The 16,432-nt window shown below is 65.1% G+C and carries 14 protein-coding genes; 4 read left to right on the plus strand and 10 right to left on the minus strand.

The annotated features are described in order from the left end of the window. Positions 1–41 precede the first annotated feature (41 nt). From JQ604_RS16180 to dusB, 5 genes are all read right to left on the minus strand, one after another. On the minus strand, positions 42–1,415 hold the full coding sequence (locus tag JQ604_RS16180; protein WP_212358412.1) for a sigma-54-dependent transcriptional regulator: 1,374 nt from the start codon (positions 1,413–1,415) through the stop codon (positions 42–44). A 17-nt stretch (positions 1,416–1,432) separates the two neighbouring features. Next, positions 1,433–3,802 carry a sensor histidine kinase NtrY-like gene (locus tag JQ604_RS16185; RefSeq protein WP_212358413.1) on the minus strand — a complete coding sequence of 790 codons (2,370 nt, stop codon included), beginning with the start codon at positions 3,800–3,802 and terminating at the stop codon, positions 1,433–1,435. A gap of 183 nt (positions 3,803–3,985) precedes the next feature. Continuing rightward, positions 3,986–5,428, minus strand: a complete 1,443-nt coding sequence (gene ntrC, locus JQ604_RS16190) for a nitrogen regulation protein NR(I) (RefSeq protein WP_212358414.1) — start codon at positions 5,426–5,428, stop codon at positions 3,986–3,988. 9 nt (positions 5,429–5,437) lie between these two features. Beyond that, entirely contained in the window at positions 5,438–6,613 is a 1,176-nt protein-coding gene (locus JQ604_RS16195; protein ID WP_212358415.1) for a two-component system sensor histidine kinase NtrB, read from the minus strand. Continuing rightward, the gene (gene dusB, locus JQ604_RS16200) at positions 6,610–7,611 is read right to left on the minus strand and encodes a tRNA dihydrouridine synthase DusB (protein ID WP_212358642.1); all 1,002 of its coding nucleotides are present in this window, start codon (positions 7,609–7,611) and stop codon (positions 6,610–6,612) included. Before dusB ends, JQ604_RS16195 begins: the two co-directional genes overlap by 4 nt. Positions 7,612–7,893: 282 nt before the next feature. On the opposite strand from dusB, the gene JQ604_RS16205 reads away from it, so the two are divergent. After that, positions 7,894–9,075 (plus strand): bifunctional 2-C-methyl-D-erythritol 4-phosphate cytidylyltransferase/2-C-methyl-D-erythritol 2,4-cyclodiphosphate synthase, encoded by a 1,182-nt coding sequence (locus tag JQ604_RS16205; RefSeq protein WP_212358416.1) that lies wholly within the window; start codon positions 7,894–7,896, stop codon positions 9,073–9,075. Between the two features lie 3 nt (positions 9,076–9,078). After that, the gene (locus tag JQ604_RS16210; protein ID WP_212358417.1) at positions 9,079–9,681 is read left to right on the plus strand and encodes a CinA family protein; all 603 of its coding nucleotides are present in this window, start codon (positions 9,079–9,081) and stop codon (positions 9,679–9,681) included. Between the two features lie 15 nt (positions 9,682–9,696). Here the strand turns inward: JQ604_RS16210 and JQ604_RS16215 are convergent, their stop codons facing one another. The 3 genes from JQ604_RS16215 to lipA all read right to left on the minus strand — a co-directional run bounded on the left by JQ604_RS16215 (position 9,697) and on the right by lipA (position 11,726). Next, entirely contained in the window at positions 9,697–10,158 is a 462-nt protein-coding gene (locus tag JQ604_RS16215; protein ID WP_212358418.1) for a type II toxin-antitoxin system RatA family toxin, read from the minus strand. Further along, entirely contained in the window at positions 10,158–10,697 is a 540-nt protein-coding gene (locus tag JQ604_RS16220) for a DNA topology modulation protein (protein WP_212358419.1), read from the minus strand. Before JQ604_RS16220 ends, JQ604_RS16215 begins: the two co-directional genes overlap by 1 nt. A 66-nt stretch (positions 10,698–10,763) precedes the next feature. Continuing rightward, positions 10,764–11,726 (minus strand): lipoyl synthase, encoded by a 963-nt coding sequence (gene lipA, locus JQ604_RS16225; RefSeq protein WP_212358420.1) that lies wholly within the window; start codon positions 11,724–11,726, stop codon positions 10,764–10,766. Positions 11,727–11,916: 190 nt separating this feature from the next. Here lipA and JQ604_RS16230 point away from each other — a divergent pair, with 190 nt between their 5' ends. Next, positions 11,917–12,528, plus strand: coding sequence for a DNA-3-methyladenine glycosylase (locus JQ604_RS16230; RefSeq protein WP_212358421.1), 612 nt, complete (start codon positions 11,917–11,919; stop codon positions 12,526–12,528). A gap of 15 nt (positions 12,529–12,543) precedes the next feature. Here the strand turns inward: JQ604_RS16230 and JQ604_RS16235 are convergent, their stop codons facing one another. Continuing rightward, complete coding sequence (locus JQ604_RS16235; protein ID WP_249158294.1) at positions 12,544–13,314, minus strand: hypothetical protein; 771 nt, start codon at positions 13,312–13,314, stop codon at positions 12,544–12,546. Positions 13,315–13,713: 399 nt separating this feature from the next. On the opposite strand from JQ604_RS16235, the gene JQ604_RS16240 reads away from it, so the two are divergent. Continuing rightward, entirely contained in the window at positions 13,714–16,017 is a 2,304-nt protein-coding gene (locus JQ604_RS16240) for a glycoside hydrolase family 113 (RefSeq protein WP_212358423.1), read from the plus strand. 16 nt (positions 16,018–16,033) lie between these two features. Here JQ604_RS16240 and JQ604_RS16245 read toward each other — a convergent pair whose 3' ends face one another. Further along, positions 16,034–16,420 (minus strand): VOC family protein, encoded by a 387-nt coding sequence (locus tag JQ604_RS16245; protein WP_212358424.1) that lies wholly within the window; start codon positions 16,418–16,420, stop codon positions 16,034–16,036. Between the last annotated feature and the right edge of the window lie 12 nt (positions 16,421–16,432).

Here is a 16,432-nt window from a genome sequence, read left to right on the forward strand (position 1 = left end):
ATCAGAATCGGGCGCCGAATTGTATACGCGTGACAGCGCTATCAACCGACGCCGAGCGCCTTCAACTTGCGATGCAATGCCGAGCGCTCCATGCCGACAAACTCGGCGGTGCGCGAGATATTGCCGGAGAAGCGGCTGATCTGGGCGATCAGATAGTCGCGCTCGAACACCTCCCGCGCCTCGCGCAGCGGCAGGCCCATGATGTGCTCGCCATTGTTGGAGGTCGGCATCGCCGGCACCATCGAGCCGACGTCCTGCGGCAACATGTCGGCGGTGATGATCGCCTCGGGGCCGCCGCCGGCGAGGATCATCACCCGCTCGACGTTGTTGCGGAGCTGGCGGACGTTGCCCGGCCAGACATGCGATTGCAGCACGGCCATCGCGTCCTGGCCGATCTGCCGCTTCGGCAGGCCGGTCGCGGCCGAGATCTGGTCCATGAAGTAGTCGATCAATTCCGGAATGTCCTCGCGCCGCTCCGACAGCGGCGGCACGCGGATCGGCACCACCGAGAGGCGGTGATAGAGGTCTTCGCGGAAATGGCCGGCGGCGATCTCCTCCTCCAGGTTGCGCGCGGTCGAGGAGATGATGCGGACGTCGACATGCACCTTGCTGGTGCCGCCCTGGCGCTGGAACGTCTGGTCGACGAGGACGCGCAGGATCTTGTTCTGGGTCTCGCGCGGCATGTCGGCGATCTCGTCGATGAACAGCGTGCCGCCATGCGCCTCTTCGAGCGCGCCGGGCTTGCGCTGCTGCTCGCCGTTCGAACCGCCCTCGATGCCGAACAGCTCGACCTCCATGCGCTCCGGCGTGATCGCCGCCGCATTGATCACCACGAACGGGCCCTCGGAGCGGCTCGAGGCGTTGTGCAGCGTGCGTGCGGCGAGCTCCTTGCCGGCGCCGGAGGGACCGACGATCAGGATGCGGCTGTTGGCCTTGGCGGCGCGGTCGATGGTCTGGCGCAGCTGGTTCATGCAGGCGGAGCGGCCGGTCAGCGTGCTCGCCGCAGGCGCCAGCTGCTTCAGCTCCTTGACCTCGCGCTTCAGCCGCGAGGTCTCCAGCGCGCGGGTCGCGACCAGGATCAGCCGATCCGACTTGAAGGGCTTTTCAATGAAGTCGTAGGCACCGCGCTTGATCGCGGCGACCGCGGTCTCGATGTTGCCGTGGCCGGAGATCATCACGACCGGCAGATCGGCGTTGTCCTTCTTGATCTGCTCGAGCAGCTGCAGGCCGTCGAGCTTGGAGCCCTGCAGCCAGATGTCGAGGAACACCAGATGCGGCCGGCGGTTGGCGATCTCGGCCAGTGCCGAATCGCTGTCACGCGCAGTGCGCGTGGCAAAGCCCTCATCGTCCAGGATGCCCGCAACGAGGTCGCGAATGTCTGCTTCGTCGTCGACAATCAGAATGTCACTGGCCATTTGTTACACCTGTCTTGTCAGTTGCCTGTTGCGGCATTGATTTTTGCTTCATCGTTGGTCGCTGGGTCCGGCGCGCTGGTCGCCTCCGCCGGTGGATTTTTTTCTGCGTCACCCTGCACGGGCGTCTCGGGCTTCACCTCGGGGGGCTGCTCCTTGGCGTCCTGCTTGGCCGCATGCCCGGTGACGGCGAAGCGCAAGCGCATCCAGGCACCGCGCTGGCCGTCCCGGAAGTCGGAGGCGTCCTTCAGCTCGATGCGGCCGCCATGGTCCTCCAGTACGCGGCCGACGATGGCAAGGCCAAGGCCCGTGCCCTTTTGCCGCGTGGTGACATAGGGCTCCAGCAGCCGCTGCCGCGCCACCTTGGGCAGGCCGATGCCGTTGTCGACGACGTCGATGATGATGTCGTCGCCCTCGCGCTGCGCCACCACGTCGATGCGGCCCTTGCCGAGCTCCTCCGGCGGCACCTGCTCGATCGCCTCGGTGGCGTTCTTGATGATGTTGGTCAGCGCCTGCGAGATCAGGCGGCGGTCGAACTGCGCCGGCAGCTTGTCCTGCCTGATGTCGGCCTCGATATCGAGATCGGGATGGCCGACCTTCATCAGGAACACCGCCTGCCGCACCACGTCGGCGACGTCCTCGCCTTCCATCACGGGCTTCGGCATCCGCGCAAAGCGGGCGAACTCGTCGACCATCCGCCTGATGTCGTCGACCTGGCGCACGATCGTGTCGGTGCACTGCTCGAAGATCGACTTGTCCTTTTCCTCGGTGATGGTCTTGCCGAACCTGCGGCGGATGCGCTCGGCGGAGAGCTGGATCGGGGTCAGCGGGTTCTTGATCTCATGCGCGATGCGGCGGGCGACGTCGCCCCAGGCCGAGGTGCGCTGCGCCGAGACCAATTCGGTGATGTCGTCGAGCGTGATGATGTAGCTGTCGCGCGACTGGCTGGTCTGCTCGGCCGAGATGCGGACCGACAGGTTTCGCTCATGGCCGTCGCGCATGATGGTGACCTGACCCTGCACCAGGCGCTGGGTGCCCTCCCGCGCGGTCTTCATCATCTCGTCGAGCTCGGGCAGCACGTCGGACAGTGGATGTCCGAGCGTCTCGGACTCAGCATGGCCGATCAGCTTCTCGGCGGAGCGGTTGAGGATGCCGACGCTGGTCGAGGCGTCGACGCCGATGATGCCGGCGCTGGCCGAGGACAGCACGGCTTCGATGAAGCGGCGGCGGCTGTCGATCAGGTCGCTGGCGCTGACCAGCTCGTCGCGCTGGCTGCGCAGCTCCTGCGTCATCTTGTTGAAGGTCTCGCCGAGCTGGGCAAGATCGCCCTCGCTCTTCACCACAGGCACCTGGACGTGGAGATCGCCGGTCGAGACCTGGTTGGCCGCGCTCATGATGTTGCGGATCGGAGCCACCAGCCAGTTGGCGAAGTTGAGCCCGATCAGCACCGAGGCCATCAGGATGGTCAGCGCGATCACCGCGAACATCAGCGCGAAGGTCACCTGGATGCCGAGCCGGCGCGACTCGATCTGGGCGTATTCGGCGACGCTGGCTTCGGTCTGCTTCAGTTGGCTGACGACGCGCGGGTCAAGCAGTCGCGCGACATAGAGGAACGTGTCGGAATAGGCGCGCAGCCGGATCACGGCGGCGACGTAATTGGCATCAGGAAAGACCGCGATCTGCGGCTCGTTCTCGTCGACGTTCTTGAGGAAATCCGCCGGCGGGCTGGTGAAATCCTGTTTGATGCCGGTCTGCGCCGTCATCAGCACCCTGCCGTCCTTGTCGATCAGCATCGCACCCGGAAGGTTGCGCGCGCCGGCGTTGGAGGTCAGGAACTCCTGGAACGATTTCTGGTCCTGGTCGTAGAGCGGCCGGGCCCGCCAGACGTCGTTGGCCATGCCCAGGATGTCGCCGCGGATCAGCTGGGCGTGCTCATAGGTGTAGGCGCGCGCCACGATCAGCGAGTTCTGGATCACCTCGCGCGTCGGCCCGGAGAACAGACGGTCGAGGCCGCGGTCGATAGTGACGTTGGCGACGATCGCGACCAGCACGGCCGGCAGCACTGCGATGATCGAGAACAGGCTGACGATCTGGACGTGCAGCCGCGCCGCCGCCCGGCCACGGCGGCGGGCCTGGATCACCTGCCAGACGTCGCGGACGATGATCCCGATGATCAGCAGGATCGAGGCCGCGTTGATCAGCAGGAAGGAATAGACGACGTGCTTGGTCGGCTCGATCGGGGTCAGCCCGCTGAGCACGATGAAGGTCAGGAGCGCCGACAGCATCGCGGTCGCCGCCGCAAAGGGCGCCAGCCATTTGCGCAGGCTGAATTCCCTCGGTTCGGCAGGCGTCGTGTCGAGCGTTTGAGCCGTGGTCTCTGCGGTCGTCATTCCGGCAATGGGGTGGTGAGCTGAAAGCCTGAATCCGCGGATTCGCGAACTGATGCAATCATATCACAATGTTGCCGAATTGCGACATTTCCGCGGCGCGTGCTTGAGGAAATGCGGTGTCCACAGCCCTCGCCCTCCGACGCTCAATCGGAGGACGATGCAGGCGGGCCTGGCAGAGGCGCGCTAGCCGCCGCTGCGATAGACTTGGATATCGAGATCCCGGATCTTCTTGCGCAGCGTGTTGCGGTTGAGGCCGAGCAGATCGGCGGCGCGGATCTGATTGCCGCGGGTGGCGGCGAGCGCGGCCGTCAGCAAGGGGATCTCGATCTCCTTGAGGATGCGGTGATAGAGGCCCGGCGGCGGCACGCCGTTCGGGAAGCCTGAGAAGTGCGAGGACAGATAGGCCTCGACCGCGCCGCCGAGATTGTCGACGCCGACCGTGGCGTTGCCGCCCGAGGTCACCGCCGGCGGCGCCAGCTCGCCATCGATCACGGACGACGTGATGACGTCCTGCGGATAGAGCGCGGCCAGACGCCGGGCGAGGTTTTCGAGCTCGCGGACGTTGCCGGGCCAGCGGTGCTGCTTCAATCGCTCCAGCGCCTGGGTGTCGAGCTTCTTCGGCGGCAGTCCGTCCTTCTCGGCGAGCGAGAAGAAATGGCGGATCAGGTCCGGCAGATCCTCGATGCGCTCACGTAAGGGAGGCAGCCGCAGCGGCACCACGTTGAGGCGGAAGAACAGGTCCTCGCGGAACAGGCCCTGCTGGATCAGGATGCGCAGGTCCTTGTTGGAGGCCGCGACGATCCGCACGTCGGTCTTGATCGGGGTGCGGCCGCCGACGGTCGTGTATTCGCCCTGCTGCAGCACGCGCAGCAGACGGGTCTGCGCCTCCATCGGCATGTCGCCGATTTCGTCGAGGAATAGCGTGCCGCCCTCGGCCTGCTCGAAGCGGCCGGAGGCGCGGGTGTTGGCGCCGGTGAAGGCACCGCGCTCGTGGCCGAACAGTTCGGACTCGATGAGGTCGCGCGGGATCGCCGCCATGTTGACCGCGACGAACGGGCCGTTGCGGCGCTTGCCGTAGTCGTGCAGCGCGCGGGCCACCAGCTCCTTGCCGGTGCCTGATTCACCGGAGATCATCACGGTGAGATCGGTCTGCATGAGACGCGCAAGGACGCGGTAGATTTCCTGCATCGCCGGCGAGCGGCCAACCAGCGGGATCGAGTCGAACTCGCCGTCATCGGCCGGATTGGCCACCCGCTCCTTCGGCTCGGCCAGCGCCCGGCCGACGATGGTGATCAGCTCCTTCAGGTCGAACGGTTTTGGCAGATATTCATAGGCGCCGCGCTCGGAGGCGCGGATCGCGGTCATGAAGGTGTTTTGCGCGCTCATCACGATGACGGGCAAGTTCGGCCGCATCTTCTTGATCCGCGGCAGCAGATCGAACGCGTTCTCGTCGGGCATCACCACGTCGGTGATGACGAGATCGCCCTCGCCCTGGCTGACCCAGCGCCACAGCGTGGCGGCATTGCCGGTCAGCCGCACCTCGTAGCCGGCGCGTGACAGCGCCTGGTTCAGGACGGTCCGGATCGCGGTGTCGTCGTCTGCGACAAGAATGCTACCTGCAGGCATAGTTGGTCCTCATCGTGCGCCCTGGGAGGCAGGCGACGGCGTACCCGGAACGCCGTCGCGGTTGCTGTGGTCGTGTTGCTTGGCAGCGCTGTACATCGGCATCAGCACGCGGAAGATGGTCTTGCGCGGCTGCGACTCGCATTCGATGATGCCGCCGTGATCGCCGACGATCTTCGCGACCAGCGCGAGGCCGAGCCCGCTGCCGGTCTGCTTGGTGGTGACGAAGGGATCGAACAGGTTCGGCAAGAGATCTTCCGGCACGCCGGAGCCGTTGTCCTTGACGCAGAATTCCAGCGGCAGCGAGACCCGCGATTTCTTCCCCGGTACCGACAGCCGCACGCCCGGCCGGAATGCCGTGGTGAGCTGGATCTCGGCGTCCGAGCCGAGATCGGCAACGGCTTCGGCGGCGTTCTTCACCAGATTGAGGAACACCTGGATCAGCTGATCCTGGTTCGCCAGCACCGGCGGCAGCGACGGATCGTATTCCTCGATGAAGCGGACGTTGCGGGCGAAGCCGGACTGCGCCAGCCGCTTCACATGGTCGAGCACGGAATGGATGTTGACCGGGCCGCGCGCCACCGGACGGTCGTCGCCGAACACTTCCATGCGATCGACCAGCGTGACGATGCGGTCGGCCTCGTCGCAGATCAGCCGGGTCAGCAGGCGGTCTTCCGAGGACGCCTGCTGCTCCAGGAGTTGCGCGGCGCCGCGGATGCCGGACAGCGGGTTCTTGATCTCATGCGCCAGCATTGCGGCCAGCGCGATCACCGAGCGCGCGGCGCTGCGGTGGGTCAGCTGGCGGTCCATCTTGTCGGCGATGGTGCGCTCCTGCAGCATCACCACGATATGGCCGGGACGCTCGGTCAGCGGCGCGACATGCAGATCGACCTGGCGGTCGCCGCCGATTCGGGGCGTACCGAGATCGACCTTGTATTCATTGACCGGCGAACCCGCGGCGCGGACCTGGTCGATCAGCGCCAGCAGCGGGCTGCCGAACGGCACCAATTCCTTCAGCGACTGGCGGCGCAGGAATTGCGTCGAGATCTCGAAGAAGGATTCGGCCGCCATGTTGGCGTCGACGATGCGGCCATCGGGTGCAATCAGCAGCACCGGGTTGGGCAAGGCGTTGAGGATCGCATCGCCATCGGTGGCCACGGGCCGGCGATAGTCAAAGGCTGACGTCATGCGGCAGCACTCCAGGCAAAATCATCGTAGGCGCGTTCAAGCGATTGGTGGACTCTGGCGGGATCGTCCGATGTCAGGATCGCCTGCCGCCAGCCCTTCAACGTCTCGGCGGGCGCACCGCTGGTTTCGGCGGCGACATCAAGGGCCCAGCCGAGATGCTTGCGCACATGCTTCAGGCCGACGCGGACGCCGTAATGGCGCAACCCCTCGTCATAGAGGGTGCGGATATGCGTGAGCTGCGCGGCCAGTGGCGGCGCGGTCTCGGCAACGCCCGTCTCCAATTGGCGGCCGATCTGGCCGGGCAGCCACGGCTGCCCCTGCGCGCCGCGGCCGATCATGACTGCGTCGGCGCCGGATTGATCGAGCGCGTCGAGCGCCTTGTCGTGCGAGGTGATGTCGCCGTTGACGACGACGGGAAGCGTGACCGCCTCCTTCACGGCGCGAACCGCGCTCCAGTCCGCCTCGCCCTTGTAGAACTGACAGCGGGTGCGGCCGTGGACGGTGATCATCTGCACGCCGGCCGCTTCCGCGCGGCGCGCCAGCTCCGGTGCGTTCAGCGAGCGCTCGTCCCAGCCGAGCCGCATCTTCAGCGTCACCGGCACTTTGACGGCGGCGATCGTCGCGTCGATCAGGGTCAGTGCATGGTCGAGGTCGCGCATCAGCGCAGAGCCGGACTGGCCGCCGGTAACATGACGCGCCGGGCAGCCCATGTTGATGTCGATGATGTCGGCGCCAGAGCCTTCCGCGATGCGGGCGCCCTCCGCCATCCAGTGGGTCTCGCAGCCGGCGAGCTGGACCACATGCGGCCCGATCCCGGCTGCCTCACAACGCAGCTTCGACATCGGCTTACCATTGACGAGATCGTCGCTGGCGGTCATCTCTGAGACCACGAGTCCCACGCCGAGGGCTGCCGCAAGGCGCCGGAACGGGGCGTCCGTGACGCCCGACATGGGCGCCAGAAGAACCCGATTGGCGACGGCAATGTCACCTATCTTCAATGGGTTACGGGGCGAACTTGGTACGCCGGTCACGGCTGTCTCGTCAGGGTCACGGCCACGCCATTGCGGCCGTCGGGTTCTATTCTGAGCACAAATGTTGTGCAGTCAAGCTTCATGCCTACAGTTTAGACAGTTCTTTCGTTTGTGCAAGTGCAGTGCAACAAAATCCTCCTCATCCGAAAGCATGGGAAAGCTCTGTTTTTGCACGGCGATCATGGTAAGGCCTGTGCGCGGCGCGTCCGCGCCCCTCCACATCCCCGATTCGTTTGTCATTGAGTGAACATGTCCAAGCCTGAACGGACCGCAGCTATCCTTGTTGCCGCCGGACGTGGATTGCGCGCCGGTGCCGGCGGGCCGAAGCAATACCGGACCATCGGCGGGCAGACGGTGATCCACCGGGCCCTGGAGGCGTTCTCGACCCACCCCGATGTGTTCGCTGTGCAGCCCGTGGTCAATCCTGACGATGCCGCAGTTTTCCGCGAGGCTGTCGCAGGTCTCCGCCACCAGCCGCCAACCAATGGCGGCGCGACGCGCCAGGAGTCGGTCCGCGCGGGCCTCGAGGCGCTCGCTGCCGAGAAGCCCGACATCGTGCTGATCCACGACGCCGCGCGGCCCTTCGTCACCGAGGGCGTGATCTCGCGCGCGATCGCGGCCGCCGGCCGCACCGGGGCCGCGATCCCCGTCGCCCCCGTCACCGACACGATCAAGGTCACGAACGAAGCCGGCGACGTCGAGGCGACTCCCGACCGTGCGCGGCTGCGCATCGCGCAGACGCCACAGGCATTTCGCTTTGACGTGATACTGGAGGCGCATCGCCGCGCCGCGCGCGAGGGCCGCAATGATTTCACAGATGATGCGGCGATTGCGGAATGGGCGGGATTGACGGTTGCGACATTTGAAGGTGATCCTGCCAACATGAAACTCACCACACCGGAAGACTTCGTGCGCGAGGAGGCGCGGCTTGCGAGCCTGCTCGGCGATATCAGGACCGGCACCGGCTACGACGTGCACGCCTTCGGCGAAGGCGATCATGTGATGATCTGCGGCGTCCGCGTGCCGCATACGAAGGGCTTTCTCGCCCATTCCGACGGCGATGTCGGCCTGCACGCGCTGGTCGACGCGATCCTCGGCGCGCTGGCGGACGGCGACATCGGCTCGCATTTCCCGCCGAGCGACGCCAAGTGGAAGGGCGCCTCTTCCGACCAGTTCCTGAAATACGCGGTCGAGCGCGTGACCCAGCGCGGCGGCCGCGTTGCCAACCTTGAAGTGACGATGATCTGCGAGCGCCCGAAGATCGGCCCCTTGCGCGACACCATGCGCGCGCGCATTGCCGAGATCTCCGGCGTCGACATCTCCCGCGTCGCGGTTAAGGCCACCACGAGCGAGCGGCTCGGCTTTACGGGGCGCGAGGAAGGCATCGCAGCCACCGCAAGTGCCACCATTCGTCTTCCCTGGAGCGTCTAGGCCATGGGCGGCAGCGACGCTAGAGCCCTCTCCCGCTCGCTGCTCGACCTGTGCCGGATGCGCAAGCTGACGATCGCGACCGCCGAGTCCTGTACCGGCGGGCTCGTCGCAGGCGCGCTGACCGACATCCCCGGTTCGTCCGACGTGATCGACCGCGGCTTCGTCACCTATTCCAACGAGGCCAAGCGCGCGATGCTCGGCGTCAAGGCCGCGACGCTGGAAACCTTTGGCGCCGTCAGCAAGGAGACCGCGACCGCGATGGCGGTCGGGGCGCTGGAAAAGGCCGGCGTCGACCTGGCCGTGTCGATCACGGGCATCGCAGGCCCCGGCGGCGCGACGCCGGGCAAACCGGTTGGGCTGGTCCATTTCGCCGTCGCGTCCCGTGACGGCCGCATCATCCATCGCGAGCAGCGCTTTGGCGCGATCGGCCGCAGCACGGTGCGGCAGCGCTCGGTGGTCGAGGCCCTGCGCATGCTGATGGAATTGGCGCGCCCGCCGCAGGCCGCGGTCAAGCCACGCCGCGAGGCGGTGAGCCGATTGCGTCCACGTGTCGCGCGTTCGCCGCGGCGTACTGCCGTGAAGCGCAGGCGCCCGCCGCGCGCTTGAGATCGCGAAGCGAGCCTACGCCCCAGCCTTCCCGTAAATCTGATCCGCCCGCTTCTCGAACGCGGCGGAGAACCGGGCAAATGCGGCGTCGAACATCGAGCCCATCAGCATCGCCAGCATGCGGCTCTTGAACTCGTAGTTCAGGAAGAAGCCCACGTCGCAATCGGTCTCGGATTTCGGCTCGAAGCTCCAGCGGTTTTCGAGATTGCTGAAGGGGCCGCGCAGATACTCAACGAGGATGCGCGAATTCGGCCGGTCGAGGGTCACCTTGCTGGTGAAGGTTTCTTTCACCAGCTTGAACGACACCGTCATGTCCGCGACGACGATTTCGGTGCCGTCCTCCTTCGGCGTGCGCTGGCGGATTTTCAACGACTGGCACAGCGGCACGAATTCGGGATAGCGCTCGACATCGGCGACCAGGTCGAACATTTGCGCTGCGGTGTGCTTCACCCGCCGCTTGCTGGAGAATCTCGGCATCAGTGGAGTTTCGTTGGCATGGTCGTGCGTGCAAGGTCGTTCAAATATTGGTCCGCCTGTGTTCGCCTGGTGAAGCAGATCAGCGCCTGATCCGCCCGCAATCCTTCGAAATATTCGAGCAGTTTTGGCCGCTGCTTTTGGCGATAAGCCCAGACATAGCGGAAGAACTCGAAGTCGATCTTCTCGGGGCAGCCTGCGGCCATTTCGGGGCGGACCTCGCCATAGCTCACCGCAATCCGCCGGAAAATACCGAGCATGCAGGTGATCCGTGGCAAGTCGAACCAGATGATGGTGTCGGCAAGCTCGCGCCGCAATTCGGCGGTGCCGCTATTGGTGTAGTTCCCGTCCATGATCCAGCGCGGCTGCTGCGTGGCCGCCAGCATCCGCAGTTGGAACTCTTCGGTGGCGGATGCCACCCAGCCCGGCTTCCAGAAGATCGCATCGATCGATACGCTCGGCAGGCCGGTGATCTCGGACAAGCGACGTACGAACGTCGACTTGCCGGATCCGGACGATCCCATGACCAGAACGCGTTGCATGGGTGCGATCCAAGGGACTTTGTTTGAGCATGATCTGTTCGGAAAACCGCTTCACACTTTTCCGGATCATGCTCGAGCCTGAGCCGCGCGCGCCGCCTGCAGCTTTGCGAAATCCTCGCCGGCGTGATGCGACGAGCGGGTCAGCGGGCTCGCCGACACCATCAGAAAGCCCTTGGTGTAGGCCACGCGCTCGTACCCGGCGAACTCGTCCGGCGTCACGTAACGCATCACGGCGTGATGCTTGCGCGTCGGCTGCAGGTATTGACCGATGGTGAGGAAATCGACGTCGGCGGAACGCAGATCGTCCATCACCTGCAGCACCTCGTGCCGCTCCTCGCCGAGGCCGACCATGATGCCCGACTTGGTGAAGATGGTCGGGTCGATCTCCTTGACCCGCTGCAGCAGGCGGATGGAATGGAAGTAGCGCGCACCGGGCCGCACCGTGAGATAGCGCGACGGCACGGTTTCGAGATTGTGGTTGAAGACGTCGGGCTTGGCGGCGACCACGCGCTCCAGCGCCCCGTCCTTGCGCAGGAAGTCCGGCGTCAGGATTTCGATCGTGGTGGTCGGGCAGCGCGCGCGGATGGCGCGGATGGTTTCGGCGAAGTGGTCGGCGCCGCCGTCGGTGAGATCGTCACGGTCGACCGAGGTGACGACGACATGGGCGAGCCCGAGCTTGAAGGTCGCCTCTGCGACATATTCCGGCTCGTTGGACTCGAGCGCTGACGGCATGCCGGTCTTGACGTTGCAGAACGCGCAGGCCCGGGTGCAGGTGTCCCCCATGATCATGAAGGTGGCGTGCTTCTTGTCCCAGCACTCGCCGATATTCGGGCAGCCGGCTTCCTCGCACACCGTGACGAGGCCGTTCTCCTTGACGATCTTCTTGGTGTCCCCATAGCCGCGGGTGGTCGGCGCGCGGACCCTGATCCAGTCCGGCTTCGGCGGCGACACGGAATCCGGCCGGTTCACCTTTTCGGGGTGGCGCGGACGGAGCTGGGAGGTGGAGATGGTATCGACGATGGTGACCATGAGCGCCTGCAAGTCGCGAGAGAGCATGATCCGGAAAAGTGGAGACCGGTTTTCCGAAGAGATCACGCTCAAACAATGAACTTAGCTAATCCGTGTTGGAGCGGCTCGCAACCCGGTTGGCGGGACCCTAGCAGAAGGCGCAGGATATTGGCACCCTCACCGCCTGTTCTGGCCCGATTCCCACCTCAAAATGGCTCAAAAACCCAAATCGACCCCCGCCGAGGCGCCGCGCCTCGGCAAGCCGCTGAAGCGCTCGTTCTTCGACCGCAGCGTCCATGAGGTCGCACCCGACCTGATCGGCGCGACTTTCCTGGTGGGCGGGGTCGGCGGCATCATCGTCGAGGTCGAGGCCTATCATCACACCGAGCCGGCGGCGCATTCCTACAACGGCCCGACGCCGCGCAACCAGGTGATGTTCGGCCCGCCCGGCTTCGCCTACGTCTATCGCTCCTACGGCATCCACTGGTGCGTCAATTTCGTCTGCGAGCAAGCGGGATCGGCAAGCGCGGTGCTGATCCGCGCGATCGAGCCGACGCATGGCCTTGCCGCGATGCGCCGACGGCGCGGCCTCGGCGACGAGCGCGCGCTGTGCTCGGGGCCGGGCAAGCTCTGCGAGGCGATGGGGATCACGATCGCGCACAGCGAGCTGCCGCTGGATCGCCCGCCGATCGCGCTCTACGCGCGCACCGAAAAGCCGGAGATTGCGACGGGCATCCGGATCGGCATCACCAAGGCGGTAGAATTGCCCTGGCGCTATGGCGTCATGGGATCGCGCTTCCTCAGCAAGCCGTTCCCGATGTGAGATGGGCGCATTACCTCAGCGCCGGTCGATATGGACGATCCCGTAGGGATTGAACTTCAAATCGTCGGGCTTGTAGGACGAGGCATAGGACAGCCGCGCCTTGCGGATCTTCAACACGGCCTGCACGCCGCGCTGGGCCAGTTCGTCGCCGACCTCATCCATCAGGCTGGCGACCTCGCGCTCGGTCCCCAACGTCTTCGCAACATAGACCTCCGGCAGCCCGACGAGATGATTGCCAACGGTTTCCGTGTAGACGTCGTTGCCCAGCGGACGCTTCGCGAAGGCCAGCCGGCAGATGCTGCTCAAGGCGTGATCGTCATCGGCTTGCAGCGCGGCGGAGGCCTGCTGTGCCAGCACGGCCCATCGGGCGAGCCCGTGCGCGACACCGGCGCTCTCGCCCTTCGCCGCGGTCGCGCCGGCCTTGATCACGGCGTGGATCAGGAACAACGCACCGGTCGAGCAGACGACGGCGTTGTCAGCGGACATCCTGGGTCCCAGCACATAGAGGACGGATTTGTGGTCGGCGACGGCGGCCTCATCGGCCTCGGTCCAGGCGTTCGGCGCGACACGATCCCAGCAGACGCCGAACGAGCGGCTCATCTGCGGGTCCGCCGTGTCCTGCGAATAGGTGGTGTCGATGCTGAAGCCCGTGGCGAATTGTTCGATCGCTTGTGACGCGGCATCCGAGAGCCGCGCCAGCTCATGCTCGCCGCCGAGCAGGCACAGCACGTGGCGCGGCTTCACGGGTGACGGAGCTGCCGCAGCGTCGCCGATACGGGTCACCATTGGCAGGACTCCCATGGCCGCGAGGAGCGTTCGACGGGTCAGAGGCATGTTGACGCACCCGTTCGGGCCGAAGTTTTGCGTGGACGCGCCATTGGTCGATCCCGCGCGCGATCAGGTTCACGGAAGTTCACAAGCGAACCGTTCGAACTTGCCGTGAAAGCCTAACGCGGTCGTAACCACGCGCGCGGGGTTCTTCGCCGAACGCAACAACGGCTCATTCTCGTCACGACACGCCCACGTTGAAACTGCAGCGTTCGCGCGTTGCCTGGTCGTTCGCTTGGTCGAGCGCTCGCACATTCGTCCGCGACGAGAGCGCGGAACCGAAACGCGTGCAGGGTTTCAAAACAAGGAGGCCGCGAGGCAGCAAGACAGAAACTGAAGAAGAAAAGGAGCTGCACGATGGCGGGCGTATTTCCAGTCGAGGGATTTGGCTTTCTATCGAACTACAACGGCGCGTTCGTCACCAGTGCCGCAGCGTCGGCGATGCGCGAAATTGCCGCAACCAACGCGAATTCGATCTCGCTCGCCCCGCGCGTTTTCACGCTGAGTGGAACCTCCAACGACATCATCTTCGATCCCGCCAAGACCGAGAGCGACGCCAATATCGCCACGGCGGTCGCTAATGCCCATGCGCTCGGCCTCGACGTCATGCTCAAGCCGATGCTCACCGGCCTCGACGGCACCAATCAGGGCAAGCTGGCGCCGAGCGATCCTGCTGCTTTCTTCGCCTCCTACAAGGCCGCGCTGGTTCATTTTGCCACCATCGCGCAGCAAGCCGGTGTGGAGTCGTTGTCGATCGGCAACGAGCTCGCCAGCCTCAGCGGCCCGCAATATCGGAGTTACTGGGTCGAAATCATCGACTCCGTGCGCGCCGTCTATGACGGCGCCATCACCTACTCCGCCGCGACCGACGAAGCCATCAAGGTCAGCTTCTGGGACAAGGTCGACGAGATCGGCATCAACGCCTATCCGCCGTTGACGACCAGCCTCGATCCATCGGTCGATCAGATGATCGCCGCGTGGAAGAGCATGCCGACGGACAATTATTGGGCGGCCGCGATGAACCACATGTCGCCGGTCGACTTCTTCCACTCGCTCGCAGTCCAATATGACAAGCCGATCCTGTTTACCGAGACCGGCTACCGCAGCGTCGACGGCACCAATATCAGCCCGGGCGGCTGGGGCGGCACGACGCAGGATCTGCAGGAGCAGCATGACGCGTTCAACGCTTTCTTCCAGGTGTGGGGATCGGAAGGCGGCAGCTGGTTCAAGGGCGCCGAGATCTGGAACTGGGACGCGAACAATCTGTACTCGCCGACCGGCTATTCGCCGATGGGCAAGCCTGCGCAGCAGCTGATCACGGAATGGTACGGCGGACAGCACCAGCCGCCGGCGCTCACCATCACAGGTTCGCCGTCTGCCGATCTGATCGACGTCGGCGGCGGCCATGACTCACTGACCGGTGGCGTCGGCAACGACGTGATCAGGGGCGATGGCGGCAACGATGTCATCACCGGCGGTCCCGACCTGATTCCCAAGCTCACGGAAACAACAATCGCGGTCACGGGCTACAGCCCCCTCGTCGACGGCGTTGGCGGCCAGATGAAGCTTGTGATCAACGGTCAGCAGATCGGCGACATCGTGGAGTTTCACGGCGCGCGCGATTCCTCGGAGTACCAGACCTACACCTTCCAGCTCCACAATCCCGACAGCATAAACAGCCTCGACCTAGCCTTCATAAACGACGCCGTCACCTCCGGCGGCGACCGCAATCTCTATATCAAGGACATCACGGTCAACGGAGAGCACCTCGCTGTCTCCGACGCCGTCAATCCAAGCTCGCCGGGAACCTGGAATCTCTATCAGAACAAATCCATCCATTACGACATGACCGGCCATCAGGACCTGTTCTTCGGTGCGGCGACGGATAATGACAGTCTCGACGGAGGCGCAGGCGCGGATGTGATCAATGGCGGTGCCGGGACGGACATGATCCAGGGCGGCGCGGGCAGTGACGTCATCAATGGCGGGCCCGGCGCCGATGTGATTCACGGCGGCGCCGACGACGACACGATCAGCAGCGGCGCCGGCATCGCGACGGCGACCGATCAGCTCTATGGCGATGCCGGCAACGATATCATCAAGGCCAGTGCCGGCGATACCGGCGCCCTGCTCGACGGCGGCACCGGCAAGGACCAGCTCTACGGCAGCGGCGTCGTCAATGTCATCAATGGCGGTGACGGCAACGACTACCTGTCGGGCGGCGGCGGCGCGGATACCATGCACGGCGATGCCGGAGACGACCAATTAAAGGGCGGTGTCGGAGCAGCCCAATTGTCTGGAGACGACGGCAACGACAGCTTGCAGGGCGGGCGCGGTAACGAATTCCTGTATGGCGGCAGCGGCAATGACCGTCTGATCGGTGGCGCCGGCAACGACTATCTCTCGGGCGGCAGTGGCAATGACACCTTCGTCTTCGCTGCCGGCTTCGGCAAGGACACCATCGCCGACTTTCAGAACACCGATGGCGTGCAGGATGTCATCCAGTTCGACAAGACGCTGTTCGCGGACTTCAGCGCGCTGCAATCGCACATGTCCGAAGTCGGCGGCAGCGTCGTGATCACGCTCGACGCCAACAACACGATCGAGATCAAGAACACGACATTGAGCCAGCTCCACGCCGGCGATTTTCTGTTCGTCTGAGCTCAGGGGAGACCGGCTACACCGGATGGTGGCAGACCGCCTCGATCCGGTTGCCGTCGGGATCGCGCAGGAAGGCCGCGTAGTAGGAGGCGTGATAGTCGCGCAGGCCCGGCGGGCCGTCGTCCTTGCCGCCGGCGGCGATGCCGGCGTCCCAGAACGCATCGACCTGGGTGCGCCACTTCGCCTTGAAGCACCAGTGGCGGCCGAACGCCTCCTCCGGCTTTGAGCCCTTGCGGATGGTGAGGTAGACGCGATCCGGATAGGCCGGCCGCGCCCGCTCGCCGTAGCCGAGCCAGTCGTCGCGGCGCCCGACCTTGACCACGTCGAGCGTCTTCATGATCGCATCGTAGAAGCGTTCGGCGGCGGCGATGTCGGAGACCGTGATGGAGACGTGATCCAGCATCGCCTGCTCCCG

Source organism: Bradyrhizobium jicamae, assembly GCF_018130695.1.
GTDB lineage: Bacteria > Pseudomonadota > Alphaproteobacteria > Rhizobiales > Xanthobacteraceae > Bradyrhizobium > Bradyrhizobium jicamae_B.

What these genes read in the sequence shown, in the direction of transcription:
- JQ604_RS16240 (WP_212358423.1), top strand. Translation starts at nt 13,714, where the DNA reads ATGGCGGGCGTATTTCCAGTCGAGGGATTTGGCTTTCTATCGAACTAC.
- JQ604_RS16245 (WP_212358424.1), bottom strand. Translation starts at nt 16,420, where the DNA reads ATGCTGGATCACGTCTCCATCACGGTCTCCGACATCGCCGCCGCCGAA.
- JQ604_RS16180 (WP_212358412.1), bottom strand. Translation starts at nt 1,415, where the DNA reads ATGGCCAGTGACATTCTGATTGTCGACGACGAAGCAGACATTCGCGAC.
- JQ604_RS16220 (WP_212358419.1), bottom strand. Translation starts at nt 10,697, where the DNA reads ATGCAACGCGTTCTGGTCATGGGATCGTCCGGATCCGGCAAGTCGACG.
- JQ604_RS16215 (WP_212358418.1), bottom strand. Translation starts at nt 10,158, where the DNA reads ATGCCGAGATTCTCCAGCAAGCGGCGGGTGAAGCACACCGCAGCGCAA.
- lipA (WP_212358420.1), bottom strand. Translation starts at nt 11,726, where the DNA reads ATGGTCACCATCGTCGATACCATCTCCACCTCCCAGCTCCGTCCGCGC.
- JQ604_RS16210 (WP_212358417.1), top strand. Translation starts at nt 9,079, where the DNA reads ATGGGCGGCAGCGACGCTAGAGCCCTCTCCCGCTCGCTGCTCGACCTG.
- JQ604_RS16195 (WP_212358415.1), bottom strand. Translation starts at nt 6,613, where the DNA reads ATGACGTCAGCCTTTGACTATCGCCGGCCCGTGGCCACCGATGGCGAT.
- JQ604_RS16235 (WP_249158294.1), bottom strand. Translation starts at nt 13,314, where the DNA reads ATGGTGACCCGTATCGGCGACGCTGCGGCAGCTCCGTCACCCGTGAAG.
- JQ604_RS16185 (WP_212358413.1), bottom strand. Translation starts at nt 3,802, where the DNA reads ATGACGACCGCAGAGACCACGGCTCAAACGCTCGACACGACGCCTGCC.
- JQ604_RS16205 (WP_212358416.1), top strand. Translation starts at nt 7,894, where the DNA reads ATGTCCAAGCCTGAACGGACCGCAGCTATCCTTGTTGCCGCCGGACGT.
- ntrC (WP_212358414.1), bottom strand. Translation starts at nt 5,428, where the DNA reads ATGCCTGCAGGTAGCATTCTTGTCGCAGACGACGACACCGCGATCCGG.
- JQ604_RS16230 (WP_212358421.1), top strand. Translation starts at nt 11,917, where the DNA reads ATGGCTCAAAAACCCAAATCGACCCCCGCCGAGGCGCCGCGCCTCGGC.